General features: G+C 48.8%; 17 protein-coding genes. 7 read left to right on the top strand and 10 right to left on the bottom strand.

The window, feature by feature from the left end; translation table 11 throughout:
• Positions 1-23: 23 nt before the first annotated feature.
• From JMI88_RS17620 to JMI88_RS17610, 3 genes are all read left to right on the top strand, one after another.
• Positions 24-1,760: a pentapeptide repeat-containing protein gene (locus JMI88_RS17620; protein ID WP_236022960.1), complete on the top strand. Its 1,737-nt coding sequence runs from the start codon at positions 24-26 to the stop codon at positions 1,758-1,760.
• Between the two features lie 725 nt (positions 1,761-2,485).
• Entirely contained in the window at positions 2,486-5,023 is a 2,538-nt protein-coding gene (locus tag JMI88_RS17615; protein ID WP_201363238.1) for a beta-sandwich domain-containing protein, read from the top strand.
• 637 nt (positions 5,024-5,660) lie between these two features.
• Positions 5,661-6,305, top strand: coding sequence for a class I SAM-dependent methyltransferase (locus JMI88_RS17610; RefSeq protein WP_201363237.1), 645 nt, complete (start codon positions 5,661-5,663; stop codon positions 6,303-6,305).
• Between the two features lie 47 nt (positions 6,306-6,352).
• Here JMI88_RS17610 and JMI88_RS17605 read toward each other — a convergent pair whose 3' ends face one another.
• Together JMI88_RS17605 and JMI88_RS17600 are read right to left on the bottom strand one after the other, a co-directional pair.
• Positions 6,353-6,799, bottom strand: coding sequence for a hypothetical protein (locus JMI88_RS17605; RefSeq protein ID WP_201363236.1), 447 nt, complete (start codon positions 6,797-6,799; stop codon positions 6,353-6,355).
• Positions 6,800-6,841: 42 nt separating this feature from the next.
• The gene (locus JMI88_RS17600; protein WP_201363235.1) at positions 6,842-7,237 is read right to left on the bottom strand and encodes a TOTE conflict system archaeo-eukaryotic primase domain-containing protein; all 396 of its coding nucleotides are present in this window, start codon (positions 7,235-7,237) and stop codon (positions 6,842-6,844) included.
• A 102-nt stretch (positions 7,238-7,339) separates the two neighbouring features.
• Here JMI88_RS17600 and JMI88_RS17595 point away from each other — a divergent pair, with 102 nt between their 5' ends.
• The 4 genes from JMI88_RS17595 to JMI88_RS17580 all read left to right on the top strand — a co-directional run bounded on the left by JMI88_RS17595 (position 7,340) and on the right by JMI88_RS17580 (position 10,841).
• A complete protein-coding gene (locus JMI88_RS17595; protein WP_201363234.1) occupies positions 7,340-7,609 on the top strand; it encodes a hypothetical protein in 270 nt (89 codons plus the stop codon).
• A 68-nt stretch (positions 7,610-7,677) separates the two neighbouring features.
• The gene (locus tag JMI88_RS17590; protein ID WP_201363233.1) at positions 7,678-8,073 is read left to right on the top strand and encodes a hypothetical protein; all 396 of its coding nucleotides are present in this window, start codon (positions 7,678-7,680) and stop codon (positions 8,071-8,073) included.
• 144 nt (positions 8,074-8,217) lie between these two features.
• Positions 8,218-8,733: a hypothetical protein gene (locus JMI88_RS17585; RefSeq protein WP_201363232.1), complete on the top strand. Its 516-nt coding sequence runs from the start codon at positions 8,218-8,220 to the stop codon at positions 8,731-8,733.
• An 845-nt stretch (positions 8,734-9,578) separates the two neighbouring features.
• A complete protein-coding gene (locus JMI88_RS17580; protein WP_201363231.1) occupies positions 9,579-10,841 on the top strand; it encodes an ATP-binding protein in 1,263 nt (420 codons plus the stop codon).
• A gap of 192 nt (positions 10,842-11,033) precedes the next feature.
• Here the strand turns inward: JMI88_RS17580 and JMI88_RS17575 are convergent, their stop codons facing one another.
• The 8 genes from JMI88_RS17575 to JMI88_RS17540 form a co-directional block, all read right to left on the bottom strand.
• Positions 11,034-11,816 (bottom strand): class I SAM-dependent methyltransferase, encoded by a 783-nt coding sequence (locus JMI88_RS17575; RefSeq protein ID WP_201363230.1) that lies wholly within the window; start codon positions 11,814-11,816, stop codon positions 11,034-11,036.
• Between the two features lie 430 nt (positions 11,817-12,246).
• Entirely contained in the window at positions 12,247-13,725 is a 1,479-nt protein-coding gene (locus JMI88_RS17570) for a hypothetical protein (RefSeq protein WP_201363229.1), read from the bottom strand.
• A 377-nt stretch (positions 13,726-14,102) separates the two neighbouring features.
• Positions 14,103-14,504 (bottom strand): hypothetical protein, encoded by a 402-nt coding sequence (locus tag JMI88_RS17565; protein ID WP_201363228.1) that lies wholly within the window; start codon positions 14,502-14,504, stop codon positions 14,103-14,105.
• Between the two features lie 110 nt (positions 14,505-14,614).
• On the bottom strand, positions 14,615-17,920 hold the full coding sequence (locus JMI88_RS17560; protein WP_201363227.1) for a type 2 lanthipeptide synthetase LanM family protein: 3,306 nt from the start codon (positions 17,918-17,920) through the stop codon (positions 14,615-14,617).
• Positions 17,921-18,094: 174 nt separating this feature from the next.
• The gene (locus tag JMI88_RS17555) at positions 18,095-18,427 is read right to left on the bottom strand and encodes an NHLP leader peptide family RiPP precursor (protein ID WP_201363226.1); all 333 of its coding nucleotides are present in this window, start codon (positions 18,425-18,427) and stop codon (positions 18,095-18,097) included.
• A gap of 201 nt (positions 18,428-18,628) precedes the next feature.
• Entirely contained in the window at positions 18,629-19,228 is a 600-nt protein-coding gene (locus tag JMI88_RS17550; RefSeq protein WP_201363225.1) for a hypothetical protein, read from the bottom strand.
• Positions 19,229-19,424: 196 nt separating this feature from the next.
• Entirely contained in the window at positions 19,425-19,898 is a 474-nt protein-coding gene (locus tag JMI88_RS17545) for a DUF1579 family protein (protein ID WP_201363224.1), read from the bottom strand.
• A 291-nt stretch (positions 19,899-20,189) separates the two neighbouring features.
• Positions 20,190-20,996: a 3'-5' exonuclease gene (locus JMI88_RS17540; RefSeq protein WP_201363223.1), complete on the bottom strand. Its 807-nt coding sequence runs from the start codon at positions 20,994-20,996 to the stop codon at positions 20,190-20,192.
• Between the last annotated feature and the right edge of the window lie 223 nt (positions 20,997-21,219).

The following is a 21,219-nucleotide window of genomic DNA, read 5'->3' as shown; positions in this document are numbered from 1 at the left end:
TTTGTAGGACGGAGGCTGTGTTTATGCACTGGTATAAGAGCAAGCAGTGGAGAATTAGTACCATCATTATTGGTGTGTGGCTGCTCCTGATCTTCATAGTGTGTACCCAGGGATCCCCCGTTCATGCACAAGATAAAAAATCAAGCTTCATAGAATTAGGAACGGCTACGGTACAGGCAACACCAACGGAAGATCCAACTGTGACAGCATTAAATAAAGAAAAACTAGCTCAGGAAGTCAAACAACTTGAGAACCAGAATGAGCCAGATTCTCTGAGTTGGGTTCGAACAAACGCCTCCATATTCCTTTCCACCTTTGTTGTGGTCATCGGTGGCCTCGTCGGTCTCTGGCGGTGGAGGGCCGACCGAAAAGAAGCTCAGGACAAAGACCTAGAAGATCGCAAAGCAGACCGTGAAAAGAGGGCAGAAGAAAGATTTCAGTCTGCTGTGATTGGATTGGGTGACGAAAAAGAAGGTGCTCAAATTGGTGCAGCGATTCTCCTTCGAACGTTTCTACGTAAAGGTTACGAGCAATTTTATGTGCAGACTTTTGATCTTGCGGTCGCTCATTTGCGTCTTCAGAGAACATCTAATCCACAACAAAACATAGATACTCCTCCACTGACTACGTTGAGTCAGGCACTAATCATGGTCTTCAAAGAAGCATACCCTCTTGCCCGAAGTCAAATGGAAGGGGAGAATAAGCTTCTAGATGCAAGTTACATTCAATTAGATAATGCTAATCTCGGTGCTGCTGATCTGCAGCGGGCCTTGCTTCAACAAGCATCCATGCGAAATATAAAGCTTTATTTTGCTACATTGAACCAAGCTATTCTATTCAAAGCTAATCTGAGCGGAGCCGATATTCAGAATAGTGACCTTAGCGAGGCCCGTCTCGCATTGGCTAACCTAAGTAGAGCCACTCTCTTCCAAGTGAAATTAAGGGAAGCTGATCTTCTTGAGGCTAATTTGAGCGAGGCTGATCTGCGAGGTGCAGATCTTCGTCATGCCTTTTGCCCACGCGCTAATTTGAGCAAGGCTAATCTAAGTAAAGCTTCTTCACATATGGGTGATCAAAGTGAAGGTAGTTTAAGTAAAGATTCCTACAAAAATGCCGATCTTCGGAATGCTGATCTAAGCGATGCCGATCTCAGTGAAGCTGATCTGAGTGAGGCTGATTTGAGCGGAGCTGATCTAAGCGGAGCCACACTTAGTGCTTGCAAACTCATCAAGGCTCAATTCTGTCTGGCTATGTTTTTCAAAGGGGAGTTACAAACTATAACAAATGATGTAAGCGAAGCCAAATTAAAGGCCGGTAAGGCCAGGTTTCGGGGAATCGAGGTCCTTAGAGTTAAGCTCTCTGGTGCCCATATGAAAGGGGCCGATCTCACTGGAGCCAGGCTAATTAGAACTGATCTTCGGAATGCCGATCTCAGTGATGCCAGGTTCAACTCAGCTGAGTTCATCAGTGTTGACCTCAGTGGTGCTCGCCTCAATGGAACCAATATTGAAGAGGCTTTATCCTGGGAAAATTCTAACTTACGTGATGTCAAAGGGCTAACCAAAGAACAGTTGGTGATCTGTAAAGCAAAGGGTGCTATCATTGATGAAGATGAAACGACCTGCCTCTCCCAAACAACAGACTTACATTCTACCTCCTCACAAAATGACGCAATTCAGACTCCGCCAATTCAAGTGAAATCATTAACATCTAATCCAGATAATAACAATCTTTCTTCTTCAATATCAGATCCAGAATAATAAGGGGAAATGAAAGTTTTAGTTTCCAAAGAGCTAAAGAATATGCTTTATATAAAAGCCAAGATACTGAAGATGATCGCTGGAATACGCAAGTGGTTCCGAGTTTCTACAGGTTGAAATGCAATAGGCTGATCCATAATAGCCTCCTATCTTGCTACCCTGTACCACTTGGGAGCTCATAAACAGAAGCTTCTATGCTTAGCTTCTGCTCTTAGCAGTTAATTTTCCTCGCTTTTTTTCCTCCAGTAACGTGAGATTGTATAACTGCTGCAATCTCTCGTTTTTCAGTGTGCGCCAACCTTCTACTATATTTTGTGGATAATAGTACTTTTAGCATGACTATTTATTTGAAGCTTGCCAGATTCCCTCATTATAGCTGTGTCAAATTGCATCCAGATGATTAATCTTAAATGTACAAATTTATGAATTGACGAACTATTGACATGCTATCTGTATATTAGTTATATTGTCTAATGCACTTAAAATTCATAAATCATAGAGCGTTTCTCAAGTAAAAAAGGTCCGGTGATTCGACTCGCATCAAAATGGCAGTCGATAATATTCTATCTTCCGAAAAATACTGTTTTTGCGTTTTTTGCCCTTCGAATGGCGCTTGTACTTCCCATCTGGGATTTACATATATGCATTTATATGTTTATTGATCTTGAAACACTATGAACTTTTTATGTAGACACCGATTCACAGAATCAGGAGAACAATATATTATGAATCCGGATCATGGGCAAGAGGTGGCCGAGGGATCGCAGCCAACCTTCTTCCGCCGGCGCAGCAAACTGCTGCTCTCTTCTGTCCTCTCTCTTATTGTCATCGCTGGTACGGTCTTCTCGATTGCCAGCGTGTTATCACAGCCTCATATATCAAAGGCTGCGGCTCCCGGTATTGTTGGTGATGTTGCCACCTATCAAAGTAAGACACAACTTGCTCAGGGTGTTCGTGCAGTGCCTCCACAACAGACACAGTTGCATTCACGTGCAGCGACGACGAATACTACTCCGCTCCCGGCTTTTAATAACGTAGGAATTAGCGCGAAAGCCAATACAGCGGCCGGTAATTTTGATGGTGGCGGATATAGCTATTCTTTCGATGCGTTGCTTGCAACAAGTATTGAGCCTGGTATTCCCTTTACCTATAAGGGCATTCCATTTCAATGGCCAAACATCAATAATCAGACCTATCCTACCCAGGCTGATAACTGGCAAGCCAGTGGACAGGTGTTGCCGATTTCAGGTCGAAGTACGGCAACGATCGGCTTTATCGGCGCGGCTTCCAATGGTACGGCAACCGGAACTGGCACGGTAACGTATAGTGATGGCACAACGGGGACGTACACCCTGACTCTCAGCGACTGGACACTGGGCGGCGGTAATTTAAGTCAAGTTGCTACCGGTAACAAGATCGTATCTGCCCAGATGACACGCAATAGCAAGAGTGGCTCTCAGAATGTCAAAACATATTTGTTTTATACATCGATAAGCACGGATGCGACAAAAACGGTCCTCAGCGTGACCTTGCCAAAGGTCACAACGAAGGCACAACTCCATATCTTCGCGTATGGTGCGGGTCCCGCCAGCTATACCAGCCCTTACAATAGCACGGGCTTAAGCAATGATGCCTATATGAGTGTTGGTAATTTTGATGGTTCTCATAATAGCTACTCCAGTTCTTTGCTTCCCTGGGGCATCGGCTACTCGCTTCTCTACAATAAGGATCTTGCCGGTAACTACGGTATGACCTTTAAATGGCCGAACGTCCTTCCGGGCGATCAAGATAACTATATAGCACAGGGACAGCAGGTCTCCGTCGGTCAGGTTGCAAATGCGACGAAGCTTGGCTTTATCGGAGCGGCAACCGGCGGTCCTTCCTATGGTACGGCCTATGTTAATTATTCCGATGGTTCTCAACTGATATTCAAACTCGGCTTTAGCGACTGGACACTCAATGGCTATACACAGCCACCTTCGTTCAATAATCGCCTGTTTGCTGGTATGAATGGCCGTAATACACCCAATGGTCGGCAGAATGTCAGCACGTTCTTGTTCTATGCAGAAACGGATATAGACCCTACGAAAACTGTTGTCAGTGTTACCCTCCCTTCTTCCGTGAATAAGGGTCAATTGCATGTCTATACGATTGCTGAGGGTCAGCAAGGTTTCTTCGATAATGTTGGTGTTTCCGACGATAATGGGCCGCTCTTCGGCAATCTGGATGGTGGTGGACATAGTTATTCCGGTCAGGCATTACAGAATGCGGGCATTCCCTTTAGTTCGCCCAATAATCTGCATCCATTCACGATCAACGGCACCAGTTTTACTATCAAATATGGCGGTGGTGCGAACCCCGATAACTGGGTAGCGAATGGACAGGTTATCCCTGTGAACAATGTAGCAAATGCGACCGCCCTGGCTTTCCTTGGCTCAGCGACCGGTGGACTTTCAAGTGGTAATGGTACTATTTACTACAGTGATGGCACTTCACAGACCTACATGTTGGCATTTAGTGATTGGTGCTCTTTTACTCAATCTACATATAATTACATAGTAGCAAGCATGCCATATCGCAATACTGTGTACGGTAGACAAAATACCAAGAATTATCTCTACGAAGTAGAGGTACCTCTGCAAGCTGGCAAGACGGTTTCTAGTGTCCAATTACCATCACCTGCCGCCTATTATGGGAAAATGCATATTTTCGCGGCTGCCGAGCATGCCGGTAACTTAAACAATGTGGGTATTACCAATGACAATGCCACCTCTGTTGGTGCCTTTGACGGGAACAATGGGAACAGCTATTCAGCTCAAGCCCTGCAAAGTGCAGGTTTGGTAGCGGGCCAAAACTTTAGTTATAATGGCTACAGTTTCCCCTGGCCAGCAGCCGGAACACTTGACAATTCTATTGCCGACGGCCAGACGCTGGCAGACACTCCTCCTGCCGGGGCTACGTCACTTGGTTTCCTAGGCTCATCAAGCAATGGTCTTTCTGGAGGCCCTGTATTTATTAGATACACAGATGGTACGATGCAGCAGGAACAGCTGATCTTTTTGGATTGGTGTAATTCATATTATCCTAATGTCACATCTAATATTGTAGCGACGATGAGCTACCGAAACACCCATACTGGTCGACAGACGTTGAAAAACTACATTTACTATCAGGAAGTTACTCTGGACCCCACGAAAACGGTGCAGAGCATTACACTACCTGAGTTTGGCGGATTCCATATCTTCTCGTATGCTTTCAAGTAGTTGTATGCTAATCTGGTAAAAATAGATCGGAGCCACTTTGTATGAAGTGGCTCCGATCTATTTTTACATACTTTCAATTGCAAGGTTGTCGTTGTTGTCTGTGTTGTCTTCTCTAACCGACTACTTTTTGTCTCTGTATATGACTTTGCCCTTTTGCTTGGCCCCAGTGTTTCTATGAAGAAGGGTAACGATAGCAAAAGTATGAGGGCTAAATTTTGATGTCAGACATCATAACTGACATCAAAAGGCGCTGGTCGTCTTGTCTTATGGTTAATACTCAGCAGGAACATCCCTCGCCAATTGAACAATATGCTTCCACTGTTCATAATAGTGCTGCTTGTCTACTTTAAACCATGTATCATATTCATCTTATCCCAATCACCTCCTTGTATATAAATACAAACTTGCAACTGGTCGTTTTAACACCAAGTATGCTGGTGAACGAGCTTATTTATGGTGCGGTTCACCGGGATACTTCTGTGATGATTGCCAGGAGAACGGGTGCAGGGAAGATCCAGAGCAGCAATGCGCCTCTCTCATAAAAAATCTTAATAATGAGTATAGCCTTTATGTGCTTGTTTTACAGCAAAGGGACTGATACTCTCAGAGGAGCTTCACAAGAAGAAAGGAAGAACTCATGATCCAGATCAACCGTGTCTTCGAGACTGTCCTGAACAAACACTATGGGTGTCCACAAGGAGTGATAGGACGCTTTGTGGGTGAACTGATGGTGTGTCAGCATGAAAAAGAGACGACCTGGACGGTCTCGATAGCGGATGTACAACCAACCGATCGTGTATTAGAGATTGGCTTTGGAGCAGGAAAAGCCATCCAACTGTTAGAGAAAAAAACAACGCATGGCTTCGTGTATGGAATTGATCTCTCTGCCACGATGGTCAAACGTGCCAAAGAGCGAAATGCGCACGCCGTCAGAGCTGGCCGGGTCACGTTACAGCAAGGGGAGGCCGCACATCTTCCTTATGAAGAGCATCACTTTGACAAAGTGGTTAGCATTCATACCTTCTATTGGTGGTCAGAAGATCCCCACATCTTCCTCACAGAAGTGTTTCGGGTCCTCAAACCAGGTGGTACGCTTCTTTTCACATTTGCGCATGGGAAAATAGGAGAGGAGAGAGACTACTACAATCAAACATTCATCGAAGACCAAGTACTTGCATTGATGAAAATCATTGGGTTTACGGCAATATCGTTTAGACTAGGTCCTATCTCCCGTCAGTTCAAACACATCGCCGTGTTCGGAGCCAAACCCTCCGTTTCATAGAAGAAGTGACAAAGGTAGTCAGAATCATTTGATAGACTGTACCACGGCTAACCCCCCAATGCCTGGGCAACCTGGGTAACATTCATGAGCATCGGTTGTGCAGAGGTTTTTTGAGCGTGTTGCATAGACTTTGAACGACGCCTGGCTATCTTCGCCACCAGCATGATGGTCACCAAAGGGCATTTTCCCACGCCATTGGCATTGAGATCGACATAGCGGCCAATCACCTGGTAGTGATCCTGTTCAGCGTTCCACTGGCGAATAGGTGATGGTCCATTCGTTGCGCGTGGCTTGGGAAGGGAAAACGATGTGGTGTTGGGTTGTGCCGGTAGTGTTGGTTGCAGTTTGACTGGCTGCGGTACGTCCATGCGTGTGATCGAAGCTAGCCAGGTCGCTCGCTGCTCATCGGTCTGGGTGAGTGTGGCCAGGCCAGTTGGTTGACGCTCAATGAAGTGATAGCGCTGGCCACTCTTGCGATGGATCCCCAGGGGCAACCGGATCAGCGAGCCGTAGCCCTGGCCTTCATCCTGTTTGGGCTAGAACTCCATATCCGATGGACAATAGGGCAAGAGCCAGGCACGCACCCAGGACGCTGGAGCGGGACGGCTGAAGAATATCCAGAGATGGCCGCCGCGCCTGGAGCGCTCGACGTAGGATGCTATCTCCTGGGTGAGCAGCTGGTCCTGGATCAGCCAGAGCCGGTCAAGTCCATCCTCGCTATCGGCATCGATGACGGCGAAGCGGCAGTGGCCGTTGGCATCTATAATATAGGTGCCATAGGTGCGCCGCCCGGCCAGGTGATCATAGACATCTGACGTGGTCAGCGGCTTGCCAGCCCGGCGATAGCGGCCGCTTTTCAACTGGAGGGCATAGTCATCCCGGCGGCCTACAAAAAGGTCAATATAATTGGGAAGATAGGATGTAATTGCCATAACATTTCCCTCTCGTATAAGATAATTTCATCGTGCGCTGAGTAGAGCGCTATGCCAATGTGTTATCATTGCTGAGATAATTTGTGGAGGGATCCCATACAGATGAGATCGATGCACTTGCCGAATGAAGCCTATCAATTGGCGGAAAAATATGAACTGGGCGAGCCGATCAGGGTGTATCGCACAATGAAACGACCACAGTTTAAACGTTTTGGATGGGCTATGGGTATTACCTATCTCTTCTTCATCATTGTTGTACTCACTCACACTCCTTCTCCTTTTCATTTCACTCAAGAGACCATTTTTGCCTACAGTATTGCTGCATCAATCATGTTTGGTGTTGCGCTTCTTTTTTTATTCCACTTCTATTGATGCGTAGAGCAACAGTTTTTATTTGCTCTTCCGGTTTTATCTTCCATCACAAAAACACATATCAGATCGTGCGTTGGGAAAATATTGAATGGGTTTCATCGAACAATGAGCGCTGCATCGTCTACCTGGCAAATAAAAAACAGGTGATATTGGGCCAATTGATTGGCCACCTGGAAGCACTCGCTCAGGAAATCGAGCTAAAATCACGCTTGCTCAAGCGTCTTGAGGGACGGGAAGCCTTGGAGGATCAATTTGAACACATGGCAAGCAGCCAGGCGGCTAGAGAACAAGAGAAAAAGGAAAACGCGGTAGCGCGTGCCCTTCTGAATGATCCTCCAATCGTAACGCCTGACCGGCTGTCACGATACGTTACGATTGTTTTTCCTCTCTCCTTTGCAATGGGTACACCACATATTTTTGCAACAGGGGAAAGCCCATCAAATGTGCAACGAGGTGTGGATTAGCACTTATGGGAACAGGGGAAATGACAACGATTACACTGACCATTGGGTACTTTGGATTGGCTTGGGGAACTTTCTGATCATGGCCCTCGTTGGTACGAAGGATCATATTTTTGAGATATCTATCAAGCAAATCAGGAGACAAAGATGCGTACAGATATACAAAAGAGGAACTCATCAGGAAGAGGGAAAAACGGGTTCTGCTTGTGGTTGCGGCGACATCGGTGGGTAGTGCTGACGATGAGCCTGGTCATCACTCTCGTTCTTCTAGGGATTATGGCGCGGCCTGCTTATTTCACCATTACCCATGCTCACGCACTCAATTGCGGAGGCCCAGAGCAGCTAGAAGTCGCCAGATTGTATCCAAAAGGCGACCCAACTGCTATCAAAGCAGCGACCTGTTTTGTCCAAGCACACCAACACTGTCGAGCTGCGACCATGTTCATGCTCTCAACGGATCCATCAGGAGGGTCTAAACAAACCTTTTATACCGCGAATAATCTTGGCTCGTGTTCCCTCTCAACGGAAATCCGTGTGAGTTCTGTGGCAAGAGGAACGACGGTTCGTCTCCTTGATTGCATGAGCCTATTACGCAAGACCGATGGGTTACATTTTTTAAACTGCGGAGATGTTAAAGATGAGGTATTCTCCTATGCATTTTAGTCACTGATCGGTTAGAGCGACTTACGCACACCCCCATACATTGATGTGTACATCTTGTTGTGCTTCCCGTGGGGAAAGGCAAATGCGAGGCTCTGCCAGGTTATATTCTTGTTGTATGCTCGTATGCCCGCTATTTGACAGAGCCTCATACTCACCTCGGGAGCCTTGCAAAAATCTGTGGCACACCCATGGTCACCTGCCGCGATGCGTTACGAATGTTTTTTCCTCCTTCATTGCTACCGTAACAGATTTGACTGGCCAAGGGTGCGGCACACGTTTTTGCAAACAGTGAACACACAAGCATGATAGAAAAACAAAGAGAAGAGGATTGTAGCCTGATGCAAAATGAGAGAGAGGAATGTCCTCTCACGATTGTTTTGCACGCGCAACCTGGACGTTGATGATCTCGACAAGTTCCCCAATCTCAGAAAGGTTTTGGAAAACGAAATGACGGCCATCACGGCAAATGACCGTGTAAATGAGGCGTTCCCGTCTGGAGGTAGAGGAATACGTTTTCTCTGTCGCTATTTTAACATATCATTTGCGCCTGAACGAGGATAAAGGGACATTGAAGCGAAAAAAGGGTGTTGCTTTCTCTGTGTGCCAACCTTCTACTATATTTTGTGGATGATAGTATTTTTAGCACGACTATTTATTTGAAGCTTGCCAGATTCCCTCAATATAGCTGTATCAAATTGTATCTCGATGATTAATTTTATTTGCAGCAAACATCAAGGAATATAAAGCTGGTATAATATAGCGAAAGAAAAGGTTGCTTCCAGGTCTTAAGGCGTTGTAGATATCTCCTATTACACGTTCTTCTGAAAAAGAAGGAGTGCGCTACAATGGACGATCAAGAACAAATACGACAAGAGTGCCTCCAGGTAGCACTGCAATACTTTAATCCGGACCTGATGGAACTCCAGCTTGATCAGGAAGAGCAGTCCAGCTACACGCATAAATTTTTTGTGATGATGAAGGATGCGGGCGCTATCATCTACCGGATAAATGCCGGTCAGTATGCAGTGACTGAACACCTCTCCCGCGACGATGCGGAGGATGAGCAGGCAATGAATGCTCCTGTTGATCTTCTCATTCAAGGAATACCCAATGATGTAGCGATACCTGTGGATGCTCTCTGCCGCTCCCGACTCTTCCGCGCAGTCACAGAACTACTCAACAAAACACGTCAAAAGGATCTTAAGATCACAATTGCGACGGCTACCCCGCTTGACGTGCCTACAGGCCCCTACCCAGAAGGTGAAACCGCAGCTCAAACGAGGTCGCTTGACGATCCTCCCATTGAGATACGTGCGCTCCAATATAGAGCGCAACAGCCGTTCTTTACATTCGAGCAGTTGGTTGTCCCTGACGCTCTCATGGAAGATTTGCTCTCCGCTGTTGAAGTCATACAGGTAGAGCATCAGGTTTTCGAAACGTGGGGGCTCAGAAAAATTCAACCCTTTGCGCACACTGCTCTGAATTTTCATGGACCACCGGGAACAGGAAAAACGCTGGCGGCTCATGCCATCGCCCACCGCCTCAATCGACCTATCCTGATTGCCAGTTATGCGGAGATTGAGAGCAAGTTTCATGGGGAAGGGCCTAAAAATATCAAAGCTATATTCCATGCAGCAGAGAAAGAGCGGGCGATCCTTTTTATCGATGAGGCTGATTCGTTGCTCTCCAAGCGGCTCACCGAGGTCACACAGGGATCAGAGCAAGCCATTAACTCGATGCGCAGCCAGTTGTTCATCTGTATCCAGGAGTTTCGTGGTGTGGTGATCTTCGCAACGAACCTGATCGAGAGCTATGACAAAGCGTTTGAGACACGGGTACGCCATCTCCACTTCCCATTGCCAGATGAACAATGCCGGCGCGAAATCTGGCGCAAACACCTTGTGCCGCAATTACCATTGGCAAATGACATCTCCACCGATCAACTTGCAACTTATGCCGACGATATCAGTGGTCGCGAGATCAGAAATGCAGTCATTGATGCAGCGGTAAGGGCGGCGCGCTACAGGAAAGGCTATGTCGAACTAGGTGACCTCACCAAAGCGGTAGACCGCATAAAGACTGCGCGGATCGAGGTCAAGTCTCATTAAGAAACTCTTACCTACGCCGGTGGGAGCACATTGCCAGCTTCGTCGTATCTAAATCTTTGCCATTCCAGTTGACCTTCCACATTTTCAGACTGGACAAAAACAGTCAGTTCTCAGACATGGATACGCCTGAGAACTGACTGTTTTTATGTTTTGGTCAAAATGGCTTAGTGACCGATCAGTTCAAAAGTCGAGTTAAATCTCTGTTCTAAAGGATGATTTTGAGTAGAGACGAGTCTGTTTGGCCAGGTAGGCAGCCTCGTAGGCGAAGCCCAGGTTGGTAAAAGCTCTATAACGTCGGGCCCATGGAGAGTATGGCAACGTGAAGAGTGAAAAGCAATCATGGGGCAGTGGATATCTGGTAATGCGATTGATGATTTCTTGACCCACGCATTGCAATTCCGCCTGTTCACAATACCGCTGAAACAAGCGGGCCGTCATGCCCTCGGACCGCCAGCCTTGATCTAATGCACGTCGAATAAAAGGGATCTTTTTGATGAAGGGCGGAATGCCTCCGACATTGGAGTGATGGATAAAGCCCATCCCATTGGGCTTGAGGATACGCCTCATTTGACTCAGGTAGGCCTTAATCACGTCTGGTTCGGCATGAACCAGCGAGTCAAAGCTGAACACAACGTCAATAGAGTGATCGGAAATCATGTTGAGAGATTTTCCATCATTGACGTAATAAGTGATGTTGGAGCTTGAGGAGAAACGTTGTTTGCAGGCGTCAATACAGCGCTCAGTGACATCAACCACGGTCAAGTGCTGGCATAAGTCTTTTAAGTATTGCGTCGCTCTCCCAAATCCTGGGGCAATTTCTAAGATGGTCTCTGTTGGAACAAAGGCATGAAGACGAGGCAAGAGGCTTCCCCACCATAGCGACTCGGTTCCTCCCCACAATCCCGACCACTCATCCCCCTGTCCAGCCCAGGTATGCTCAGTCCAATTTGCTCGGTTTTGTTCAACAGTTGGCATACGGATGTGCTCCTTACTGTGCTTCTCACAATTATGGAAAAGACACTCACATGATTTTTCTCCAAAACCAGGGGAGTAAGCCTTCTCAACTGTGATCATTTTGTTTTTGATTGTCAGTAATCTGTAACTGGTATACCGGTGTTATTAGTGTCCAAAAAGGTCATTTAGAAAACCTGGCAAACCGAGTCACTGACCGCTGGTAGCCTACCTGAACTATTACGCTGAAGGTCCATTCATTATTGCTTGAACGTTTTCTGTCACATTTTGGTAGACATAGTGTGAGAAAAGCAGGTCAGTGATTAGCTAGAAAACAGCAAAATTCTTCAGGGATCTGGCAGTATACAACAGTTGTATGCTTGCCCTGGCTATCCTGAGCCAGATCCCCGATCTGAGCAGAAACGTCATGTACATGAGATAGAGATTTGGGGTCTCATTGAGGATTGTGTTCACCTGGTTGATATGGCATAACCCTTTCCTGCTTGGGTACTGCTCGCTGTGGGGGTGATTTACTGCTATAGGCAGACCCGACGGAGATCATTGCCGGAACAAGCGGCGCGATCTCTTCATGCTGATGCTCCTGCCTTCGGAGCATGATGATGGCAACCAGACAGGCTACCAGGACGATACCTGCGCTTCCTGCTATGAATTCTATTGAAGATTTCCCTTGCCAGAATCTCTGTGCCAGTAAGAGATTGCTGAATATACTCATGCCTGCTAAACTTATCCAGCGCGTATCTAATGGAGCAGCCCGTTGCGCCAACAGCAGAAAGAGCAGTGGGTAGAGTGCGCATACATAGCGGGCACCAACCTGGATCCATCCCGTCGTACAGTAGACCAATACAGTTAGGAGCATGATAGCGGTCGTCACCCAAAAAGTAGTCCGTAACCAGGTTTGTGGTGTTTTACCTTGCGGAGCGAAGATAAAGATCGCCAATAGCGGTGTGCTGAAGAACATGCTTGTTCCGATACCATCGATGAACAAGTTAAGTTGTGGATTCAGATCGAAGAGGTCAGTATAAGAAAAGCTCGGCCAGCGTAGGAAATCCACGACGAAATTGGGCCAGATATAATGCCAGCTTACTACACCATATTTGATAGCGGTGTAATTTTGCTGGTTCTGAATATCATAGGCTATGCTCAGGGGATTACCAAAGTAGAGTTGGTTATGAACCAGGTGTATGAGCAATGCAATAACGAATGGTGTGAGTGTTATGGCCAATTCATGTATTGATGGCCAACGGCGTGGTAGAAAGTGCCATTGTTGCTGAACGCGGCGTCCAATCCCTAAATCGTGCAGATAGACGACAAGGGGAACAATGCCGATCAACGCCTCGGGTACACGAGTAAGCATCACCATCCCCACACCCAGTGTCGCCAACGGCCAACGTCTGCTTAGGGTACTATGGAGTGTGAACATAATACCAAAGACGCTAATAGTTTGAGCAGTGAACCATATCCGGCCTCCCAGGCAGAGCCATAAGGCTATTGTGCCAAAACCAAAGGTGATAGCAATGATAAGATTTTCAATTGGCGTACGATTGGTGATACAGCGAACACGCATTACCTCAAGGGTTCGAAACAGCAAAATGATATTCAATGACGCGAATACCCATGTAAACCAGACGTCACTGAATTTATCGCCCAAGACAGCAACGAATGGTACCATCATCAACGCCGGTAACGGCGGATAGACGATATACACCTTACCATTAATAATAACGGTGTCATTCAGATGTACTCCGATATCTAAGTGACCATGCAGCCAGGCTTGCGCCTGTAAGATAAAATGTTCAGCATTAGATGGATATGTCGGATCGATGTACAACAAAACTGCCAATCCACCAAGAAGAACCATTAGAATGGCGAAAAATATGCAATCATGCAAGCGGCGTTGCAGAAATTCGTGCATAGCAGTGATACTTCCCCGATAACACGCTCGTAGCATGTTTACTTATTTTTCTGTTGCAGGCACACAAAGTATTCTGCTCAAAATCTTAATTCTACAGTACAAAGTTATTATACATGTATAATAAAAATTTACTGTAATCCTCTCTACACACATGGATCGTGAAGGATTCATCCCATTATCAGAGAGACGCCTGCGAGGGAACGAGGGGCTGCTGCTTGAGGCTGAGGCTTCGCCTTTGCTCGGATCATAGGTTCTATGGCAATGCAGGCTCTCCGGCCCTCGAGATGGCCCATTCCATCTGCGCCCATTGGGCGCAGATGATTTTTTCCCTCTCCGAGCTCAGAGAAACCTCGACTTTTCTTTGTCTCCTGTACTGGCTAGCTAATTGTCTGACGGGTAGGGAGGGCTTTGCTCTGCTCCCACCTACGGTTGGCAAGCTGGCGAGCTTCCTGTAGGATCGTCGGATGGCGAGGGTGAGCCCCATCATCCGTGAGAAGTTGCAAGGTGGCCTCAGCATCACCGCCAACCGGTTTTGCAGCTCCTTCGAGAAGCTGAGACATGAAGCGAGTTGGGCGCGACGCTTGAGGGCGATTGAGCATTTTGAAGAAAGGAATCGCACCAATAAAGATAGCTAACGGTAGATCAATGAGTTCCAGGGCCACAGCCAAACCAATACCTCCATAATAGCCAATCGTCCGTGGCCAATCGATCTCAACGGAGCCAATGGAGCTCACCAATCCTATATCTTGTTCGGAGATGTGTTGATTTTCTACTGACATATGATGCTCTCCTTGTGCGTTATGACAAAAGATCCACTCCTATTCAATTGAGCACCCTATCCGGCCTCTTAAGGATAGCATATATTTGCAACACAGACAGCTGTACAGCCTCATTCCCATAACAGGACGGATGGCAACACAGTGGGGTATGCAACGCGTAGCAGTTCATACCCGATACCTGCTGTTCCCGTAAAGAAACCGGGGCAATAGATCTGTTTGGGCAAGAGAGGATGCAACAAAAACGCACCTGTCTGTCTTGCTTGAGTGACAATCTGCCCGACCTGGCATCTGGCATCTTCAGCCAGTTCCGGTCGGGAGAGCCGGTCAGCAGCGGCCAGTAAAACCTCCACTCTACCGACATTACCGCAGCAGAGATAATCTAGACTTTGCAAGCCCAGACGCCGGGTAGTCTGGAGGGCAAGCTCGATATCAGTACGTATCTGGGAGGTATCGAGCATCGGAAGGCCACCGATGCGGGCCAGGCCAATACCCGGCGCGCCATGACACCAGGTGGTCATGAAGGATGGTTGTGGCTCCTGTCGCAGATCGGGCCAGTTGTTTGCCTCTGGCACAAAAAGACTGCTCTCATAGCCGATCCCTTCGCTGGCTGCTGCCAAAAAGTGAGTTTGCTGCGTTACCGCGTACAGACGAAGAAGCGCGTAGGCAATGCCAGCCGCGCCATGAGAAAAGCCCGTAAGCAATCTTCCGCCAATAGTTTTCCAGGTTCGCTGCCCCGTTTGAGAGGGCACCTGCTCCTGGAGCAAATGCTGACCACAGAGAACAGCCTGATCTAAGATGGCCGGGTCGGACGATGCATTGTAGAGCGCCAACAACCCCAGCAAAGCGCCCGCCGCGCCACCCGAAATATCGAGCACCTGGTCCGCGTAGATATGATCGGCAGTGATGAGGCAAGCGGCCTGGCTGGCACCATCGAGCAGGTCTGGCTCATCCAGAAGATGGCTCATGCGTGTCAGAGCGTAAACAATTGAGCCTATACCTGAAGTTCCACCAATCCCAATGTCCCTGGTCAGGCGCGATCCAAAGCGCCGCACTGTTCGCAGCAGCGGCTGCACTGCCATGCGAGCAAGTTCACCATAATCCGCGCGACCGGTGACCCGTGCGACCGCCGCCAGAAATAGGGCCACGCCGCCGGTACCGTCATAGAGATCATAACCGATGGTATGGAGTTGGTAGCGCTCGGTCTGAGCCAGAAACTTTGGCGCGATCCAGGCCGCGCTGCCATCAGCCGCGCGAATGGCTCGTGAGGCAATCTGCTCGGCTATGACCAGGGCCTGAGCGGTCAGTTCTGCCTGGGAAACCTCTGGCAACGTGGCGTGTATTTTATCCACCAGCGTCGTATCCACAGGTGTTCTCGGCTGGCTGGTGACGTCGCGTGCGACGCGTGTATATAGAGCAGCCTGGATGAGATTGACTTGCACCCCACAGTCCTGGTCATTTAAAGCTCTGAGCCGAGCCATAACCATGTCGGAACCTGGCTCCGCGAGGCAATCCTTGATCTCCTGGTCAGGGGCAACAAACAGGGACTTGCGGTTGGCGGGCGCGGTAAAGAAAGGAATATCACCCTGTTCCATAGCCTGTCGTTCGGCCAGAAAGACGCGCCAGCGCAGCGGCTTCATCTCTGTGTCTCGGATAGTCTCATCTATCCAGAGTACGCCCCGGCCTAACATCTCCAGTTGAATGCTGCGATCAGCGCCATCGCGCAGATATCTGGGAGTCAGAAGCCGTTTGAGAAGGGCACTGTAGACTTTAGTAGGACGGTAGAGAAAACGGACCTGTTGCCGCGCCAGTTCCTGGAGCGGGCTCCCGGGCACTAGAAGCAAGGCGCGGTGATTGCTCAGAAAGCGATACATCTGTTGGAAGCCCGCGATGACATCTTCAGCGTACTCCTCAACACGCAAGGGAACTCCGTCCAGACAGGGCTGATTGCCCAGGATGGAGAGCGTGATAGTTCGTCGTACGAGCCGCATGTGGTCAGTGTTGACATGCTCCCACACGGCTTCCACTGGAATATCTTGCTCGTTAAAACTGCCCAGGCCGCTGAGATCGTAAGCGCTTTGTTTATCGTAGCCCACCTGCCAGCTAGGGAGAAGGCCAGACCGCAACACTGAGTGGGTGAGTTGCTGGAGGGCGCACATTTCTGCATCGATATCGTGCCCTTCCTCTTCAAAACGCGGCTGGTGATGCATGAGCGTTTCCATATCCACCAGGACGGGATATGCTCCACAAGCGATGAGGTTTTCGTAGTGGCAGTCGGTTGCCTCAAGCACGTAGAGCAGGCAGAGCAAGATACCCGCGCGCCGGTAGTAGTCGCGCGCTTCCATACGGCTCTCGCACGGCTTCTGTTCTACGTATTCAACCCAGCCGTGCGTGGAACGATTGAGAACGGTGAAAACCTTGAAAGGGAGGGGAACACTATGTTCATTTAACCACGCCAGCAAATGCTGATAGGCTTCCTCTGTGCCAAGATCTTTCGGTTTATAGATAATTTTGCAACCAGAGGCAAAGGTGAGGGAAAGGACGCTGCGTCGGCCCCGGTGTGGATCAGAGAGCGACGTCTGAATGTTCACCACTCTTCCCAGTTTGTTCGTGCCGCCAAAAAGACGTTGTATCTCAGGTAAGTCGGCCTCCAGCCTGCACAGGAACTCGACTGTGGCCTCGATCCAGAGATCCGTGGTGGTAGCAAGTAGCCGGGCCAGGACAGCATATTCTTGAAAAAAGGTCAGTAGTCCCCCACTACCCATGTACGCAATGAACTCGTGATAATAGGTACGCTCAGCATGATCCTGAACAGTCGCCACCTGAAACTCAAGGGGTAATTGTTCCTCCAGGCAGCGAACAGAAAACTCCAGGTGGAGCGCGCGGGCGGAAAAAGTGGTCAGGTTTCGCAGCAAGTCGCGTTGGAGCGCGATGTGCGCCTGGTCACAGAGCAGGTGATAGGCGGCGCCAGCCTGAGTCTCTACCTGCTTTTGGGCCACATTCACAAATGGGGCAATAATCTCTTCAAAAGGCAGGGGTTCTTGAAGGTCCAGGAAAAGGCTGCCTGGCTCTTCCTTCTCACCTGCTTGTTGCGTATCTGGACTGGCAGCAAGCATACTCAAGGCCTGCTGTAAAGTAGCCACCCACGACGGTAGAGATGCATCCTCGCGCAGGCGCACGCCTCCCAGAACGCACCGTGCGCTCGAGAGATCGAGTCCTGCCCAGGCCAGGCGTTGTAGGAACTGCGCTTGTTCTCCCCTGGCGAGCGTGCGGCACCATTCGTTGAGCCGATCAGTGATCGTTTCATCATCTATAGAAGGAGTATCTGGCAGGAATACGTCGCTCTGGCGCTCGTCAAGATTGCTGGCTGCCGCGACAATACGACGCAGGTCTTGTTCTGTAAGGGGAAATGCTGACACTGGCTTCACTGCTCCTGGGGTGTCTTTAAGAAATACTTTGCAGCATGAATTATTTGAAAGCCGTGTGAAAAGGCTTGAGCAACTACGAGGAAATCCTATCCTCCATCCATCACACGATGAGCAGTTTCCCAACCAATTGACGCTGCCCTTCACACGACCCGCCGCGCTATACTTTTACATGCAGGGAGTACACAATCCTCCACCCCACGTCGTCACACTATTGCTGCCATGTCCCGAACATGGTAATCCTCCAGAGACCGCTTCAAGATCGGCGTCGGAGAGCTCCTGCACAGCTGCTGCATCGCTCTCCGCGGGCAAAACAATATGCAGAGTATCAGGCGAATTCACGTGCACCTGCACGTTCGTCCCGGCGGGAAGCTTGATGCCGAGCTCACGCTCAAGGACGGCCCTGGGATTGTTCAGCATCTCCCGGCGGAGAGCCGCGTCTTTCATGGTTCTAGCGAAAAGTTTTTTCTTGTTCTGCTCATAGCTTGCCTTATCGAACATGTTGCTTTTTGCCTTTCTTCCATTACTTCGTTCAGAGGAATGCTATATAGCCTTTTCCATACGGTCCTTCCTCTTACTGTTCTCGCTGCTATAGAAACGCTGAAAAACTTGCATTTTTCAAGATGACTTTTCAACTGCCGTCCTCTGCGTCCGCCAAAGCTAAACCTCTCTTGAAAAGAGCCGTCTCCTGTATAGCATCCCTTACATATTGTATTTGAGTATATTTGGCTTATTTTTATAGTGTTTGTAATGGATAATAGAAGCTATCACGCATAAAATAGAAAGCGAGTACCCCCAGAGGAGGGGCGCGAGGCCAGGACCAGGAACGGTCACTATAGCGTAACATTCGGCATCGGTCTCTGCGCCAGGGCAGAAGCCATTCAAAAACTCAGTGAAGAACACTCCTAGGCCCACTTCTAGCAGGCCAAGGAGTGCCAGCATGAGACCGGGTATGAGGAAGATCAATCTCCACCGGTTCAACAATCCCATGATGGTTGTGAATGCCGGAACTAATATCGTGAGCGGGAATGCTATGATAAAGAGCAGGGTCACAAGTTGGAGCGTAATCGTCCAGAACCAATCCTTATATGTAGCTGGATTGGTGGTTAGCAGTCTATCAATCGTGTTAGCAGTAAATGTCCAGTAAGAGCCTGCATGGCTGATCGTTGGCGTAGTGGTCCAGTTGTGCATAACGAGATCAAAAGGCAAAAACACCCCGGTAATCTGCAAGCTGAGACTCACAATACCCAGCAAACCAATGATCAGTAAACCACTAATGCGTATAAAAGGCAAACGAGCCATTTGTGATTCCCTCCACTAATAGATACTTTTCCTTGAATTAGAAAGGATAGTAGAGAAGGGAAAGCAGTACAATGAGTCAGTTCACAGAAGAGGCCTGCGGTTTCTGCTGTGTAAAGAGATCGCAGGCTGGTCCTTAATTTCAAAACGATATAATCAAACTGGAGAATTTGAAACGCAGCATGCACTGTTGTGTAAGTTATTCATTCACGCGGGTCATGATCGCGTCGTATGCGGCTCCATCGGTGCTTGCAGTTCCAGCGTCCGGCCGCCAGCCACCCGAAAGTATTTGGCCATCCTCGCTCAACGTACCCGTATATGTCGCCCCTGATCCCGAATGAATGACGGTATTGCCCTGGACATCCCATTCGTATGAAAGGACATCTCCCGACATGCTTGAATAGACGTTTGCGGAAAACTTCTTTCTCTCAGGATCATAGCCGATGATTTCTAAGCTCTGCATAACAAAGCCCTTAAAGTTCATCTCGCCGACCACTTTCAGAAAAAATCCCCCTGGCATCCACTCAAAAGTCGTCCAGCCAGTTATATTATCCTCATCAGAGGTCAGTGTGCGACCCTTTAATTCCCATTTGCCAACTAATTTTTCCAGACGCTTGAGCGCAGGATCAGGCTGGGATACGTCCATCGGCTGTGTATGCTCGCTACTTGCCATGCTTATCTCCTTTCGCATCTTGCCAGAAAACTTCTCAAGTATCTCACATGCCTCGACAAGAGGTCCACGAGCCACGTGTGCAGTCGTTATGTGCGGTTCGCTCTTCCTAAAGCTTTGCGCGCACCCGCATGAGCGCGTCAACGGACGACGCCTACCACATCAGCATAGCATAGCTGACACAGAAAAACTTCTCTGATCTTGCTTTTATACAAGCAAGTCTTCCAGAGGCCGAGCTACATAACAAAAACGCTCCTGAGACCAGTGGTCGGGAGCGTTTTGTATCAGTTGGGGCTAAAGTGAGCGATCATCGGCTACTTCGTGATCGGGGTCTGTGGCCTGCAGAGCTGAGCTGGCGGGTGATGCAAACGCGACATCAGCTATCGCATTCAGAACGGCGATTTGTCCACGAGCGCGGTCAAGCGCGGTCTGGTGCGGCTGTGGGGGAAGTGGCTGGCCCAGCTGCTGGCAGAGTCCTTCCAGTTTGGGATACGAGGACAGGTGCAGGTAGCTCATGGCTCGCTCCATTAAATCCTCGCCGATGATGGTGATTTCATCCAGATGGTGGCGATGGACGGACTCCCTTAACTTGCTGACATCGAACTCCAGGTTGTAGGAGAGCACATAGGCACCGTGGATGACCCGCCTCAATTGAGCAAGCGCCTGCGCAACAGGTACGCCTTTTGCCTTGATCTCTACGTTAGTGATTCCGGTAATCGTAACCATCTGACGAGATAGCTGCTGTGTTGGCGTCACCAGGCAATCCAACAGCGTCTCCTCACGGAGGTTCAGCACGACTAGGCGCACAATTTCGGCATCCTCATGTAGTCCAGTCGTATCCACTTCAAGGAATACCAGGTTTGGCATCGCTTGAACCGCCCGGGCCCAGTGGATAACTTTGAGCGGCGGCAACGGGGTAAGCATACGGCTCTGTTTCTGCACCAGCCGAAGCGCTTCCTCCCATTGCTGAATCTGCCGGGCGATCGCGCTCCGCCGCTGCAGCCGTGCCTGGAGATCATCCATATGGCGAACGGGCCCCAGGCCTCGCTCTTGAGCGAGCAGATCACTTAATGTTTGGGGAATCAAAGCATTCGTCATCATAATATATAACCTCGCTTCTCTCTATGATGTAGACACGTTTGAGGTCATAGCATGTTGACGCTTTTTTCAAACTGGCATGATTTAGCTGGTTAATGCCTGCTGAAAAGTTGGCATGCGCAGCAAGACTCTACTCGCACCAGATTTGTGGTGAATTTGATAAACAGAGCAAAAATAGCTTGTTAGAGAACACTACGCCCTTCTGGTTCCTCCAGCACTAAAAATT

The sequence above is a fragment of the Dictyobacter formicarum genome (assembly GCF_016587435.1).
The sequence above is the reverse complement of the archived record's forward strand: the minus strand, read 5'-3'. Positions and strand labels throughout refer to the sequence as shown.

What these genes read in the sequence shown, in the direction of transcription:
- JMI88_RS17620 (WP_236022960.1), top strand. Translation starts at nt 24, where the DNA reads ATGCACTGGTATAAGAGCAAGCAGTGGAGAATTAGTACCATCATTATT.
- JMI88_RS17555 (WP_201363226.1), bottom strand. Translation starts at nt 18,427, where the DNA reads ATGTTCGATAAGGCAAGCTATGAGCAGAACAAGAAAAAACTTTTCGCT.
- JMI88_RS17575 (WP_201363230.1), bottom strand. Translation starts at nt 11,816, where the DNA reads ATGCCAACTGTTGAACAAAACCGAGCAAATTGGACTGAGCATACCTGG.
- JMI88_RS17610 (WP_201363237.1), top strand. Translation starts at nt 5,661, where the DNA reads ATGATCCAGATCAACCGTGTCTTCGAGACTGTCCTGAACAAACACTAT.
- JMI88_RS17615 (WP_201363238.1), top strand. Translation starts at nt 2,486, where the DNA reads ATGAATCCGGATCATGGGCAAGAGGTGGCCGAGGGATCGCAGCCAACC.
- JMI88_RS17585 (WP_201363232.1), top strand. Translation starts at nt 8,218, where the DNA reads ATGCGTACAGATATACAAAAGAGGAACTCATCAGGAAGAGGGAAAAAC.
- JMI88_RS17595 (WP_201363234.1), top strand. Translation starts at nt 7,340, where the DNA reads ATGAGATCGATGCACTTGCCGAATGAAGCCTATCAATTGGCGGAAAAA.
- JMI88_RS17545 (WP_201363224.1), bottom strand. Translation starts at nt 19,898, where the DNA reads ATGGCAAGTAGCGAGCATACACAGCCGATGGACGTATCCCAGCCTGAT.
- JMI88_RS17565 (WP_201363228.1), bottom strand. Translation starts at nt 14,504, where the DNA reads ATGTCAGTAGAAAATCAACACATCTCCGAACAAGATATAGGATTGGTG.
- JMI88_RS17540 (WP_201363223.1), bottom strand. Translation starts at nt 20,996, where the DNA reads ATGATGACGAATGCTTTGATTCCCCAAACATTAAGTGATCTGCTCGCT.
- JMI88_RS17550 (WP_201363225.1), bottom strand. Translation starts at nt 19,228, where the DNA reads ATGGCTCGTTTGCCTTTTATACGCATTAGTGGTTTACTGATCATTGGT.
- JMI88_RS17570 (WP_201363229.1), bottom strand. Translation starts at nt 13,725, where the DNA reads ATGCACGAATTTCTGCAACGCCGCTTGCATGATTGCATATTTTTCGCC.
- JMI88_RS17580 (WP_201363231.1), top strand. Translation starts at nt 9,579, where the DNA reads ATGGACGATCAAGAACAAATACGACAAGAGTGCCTCCAGGTAGCACTG.
- JMI88_RS17600 (WP_201363235.1), bottom strand. Translation starts at nt 7,237, where the DNA reads ATGGCAATTACATCCTATCTTCCCAATTATATTGACCTTTTTGTAGGC.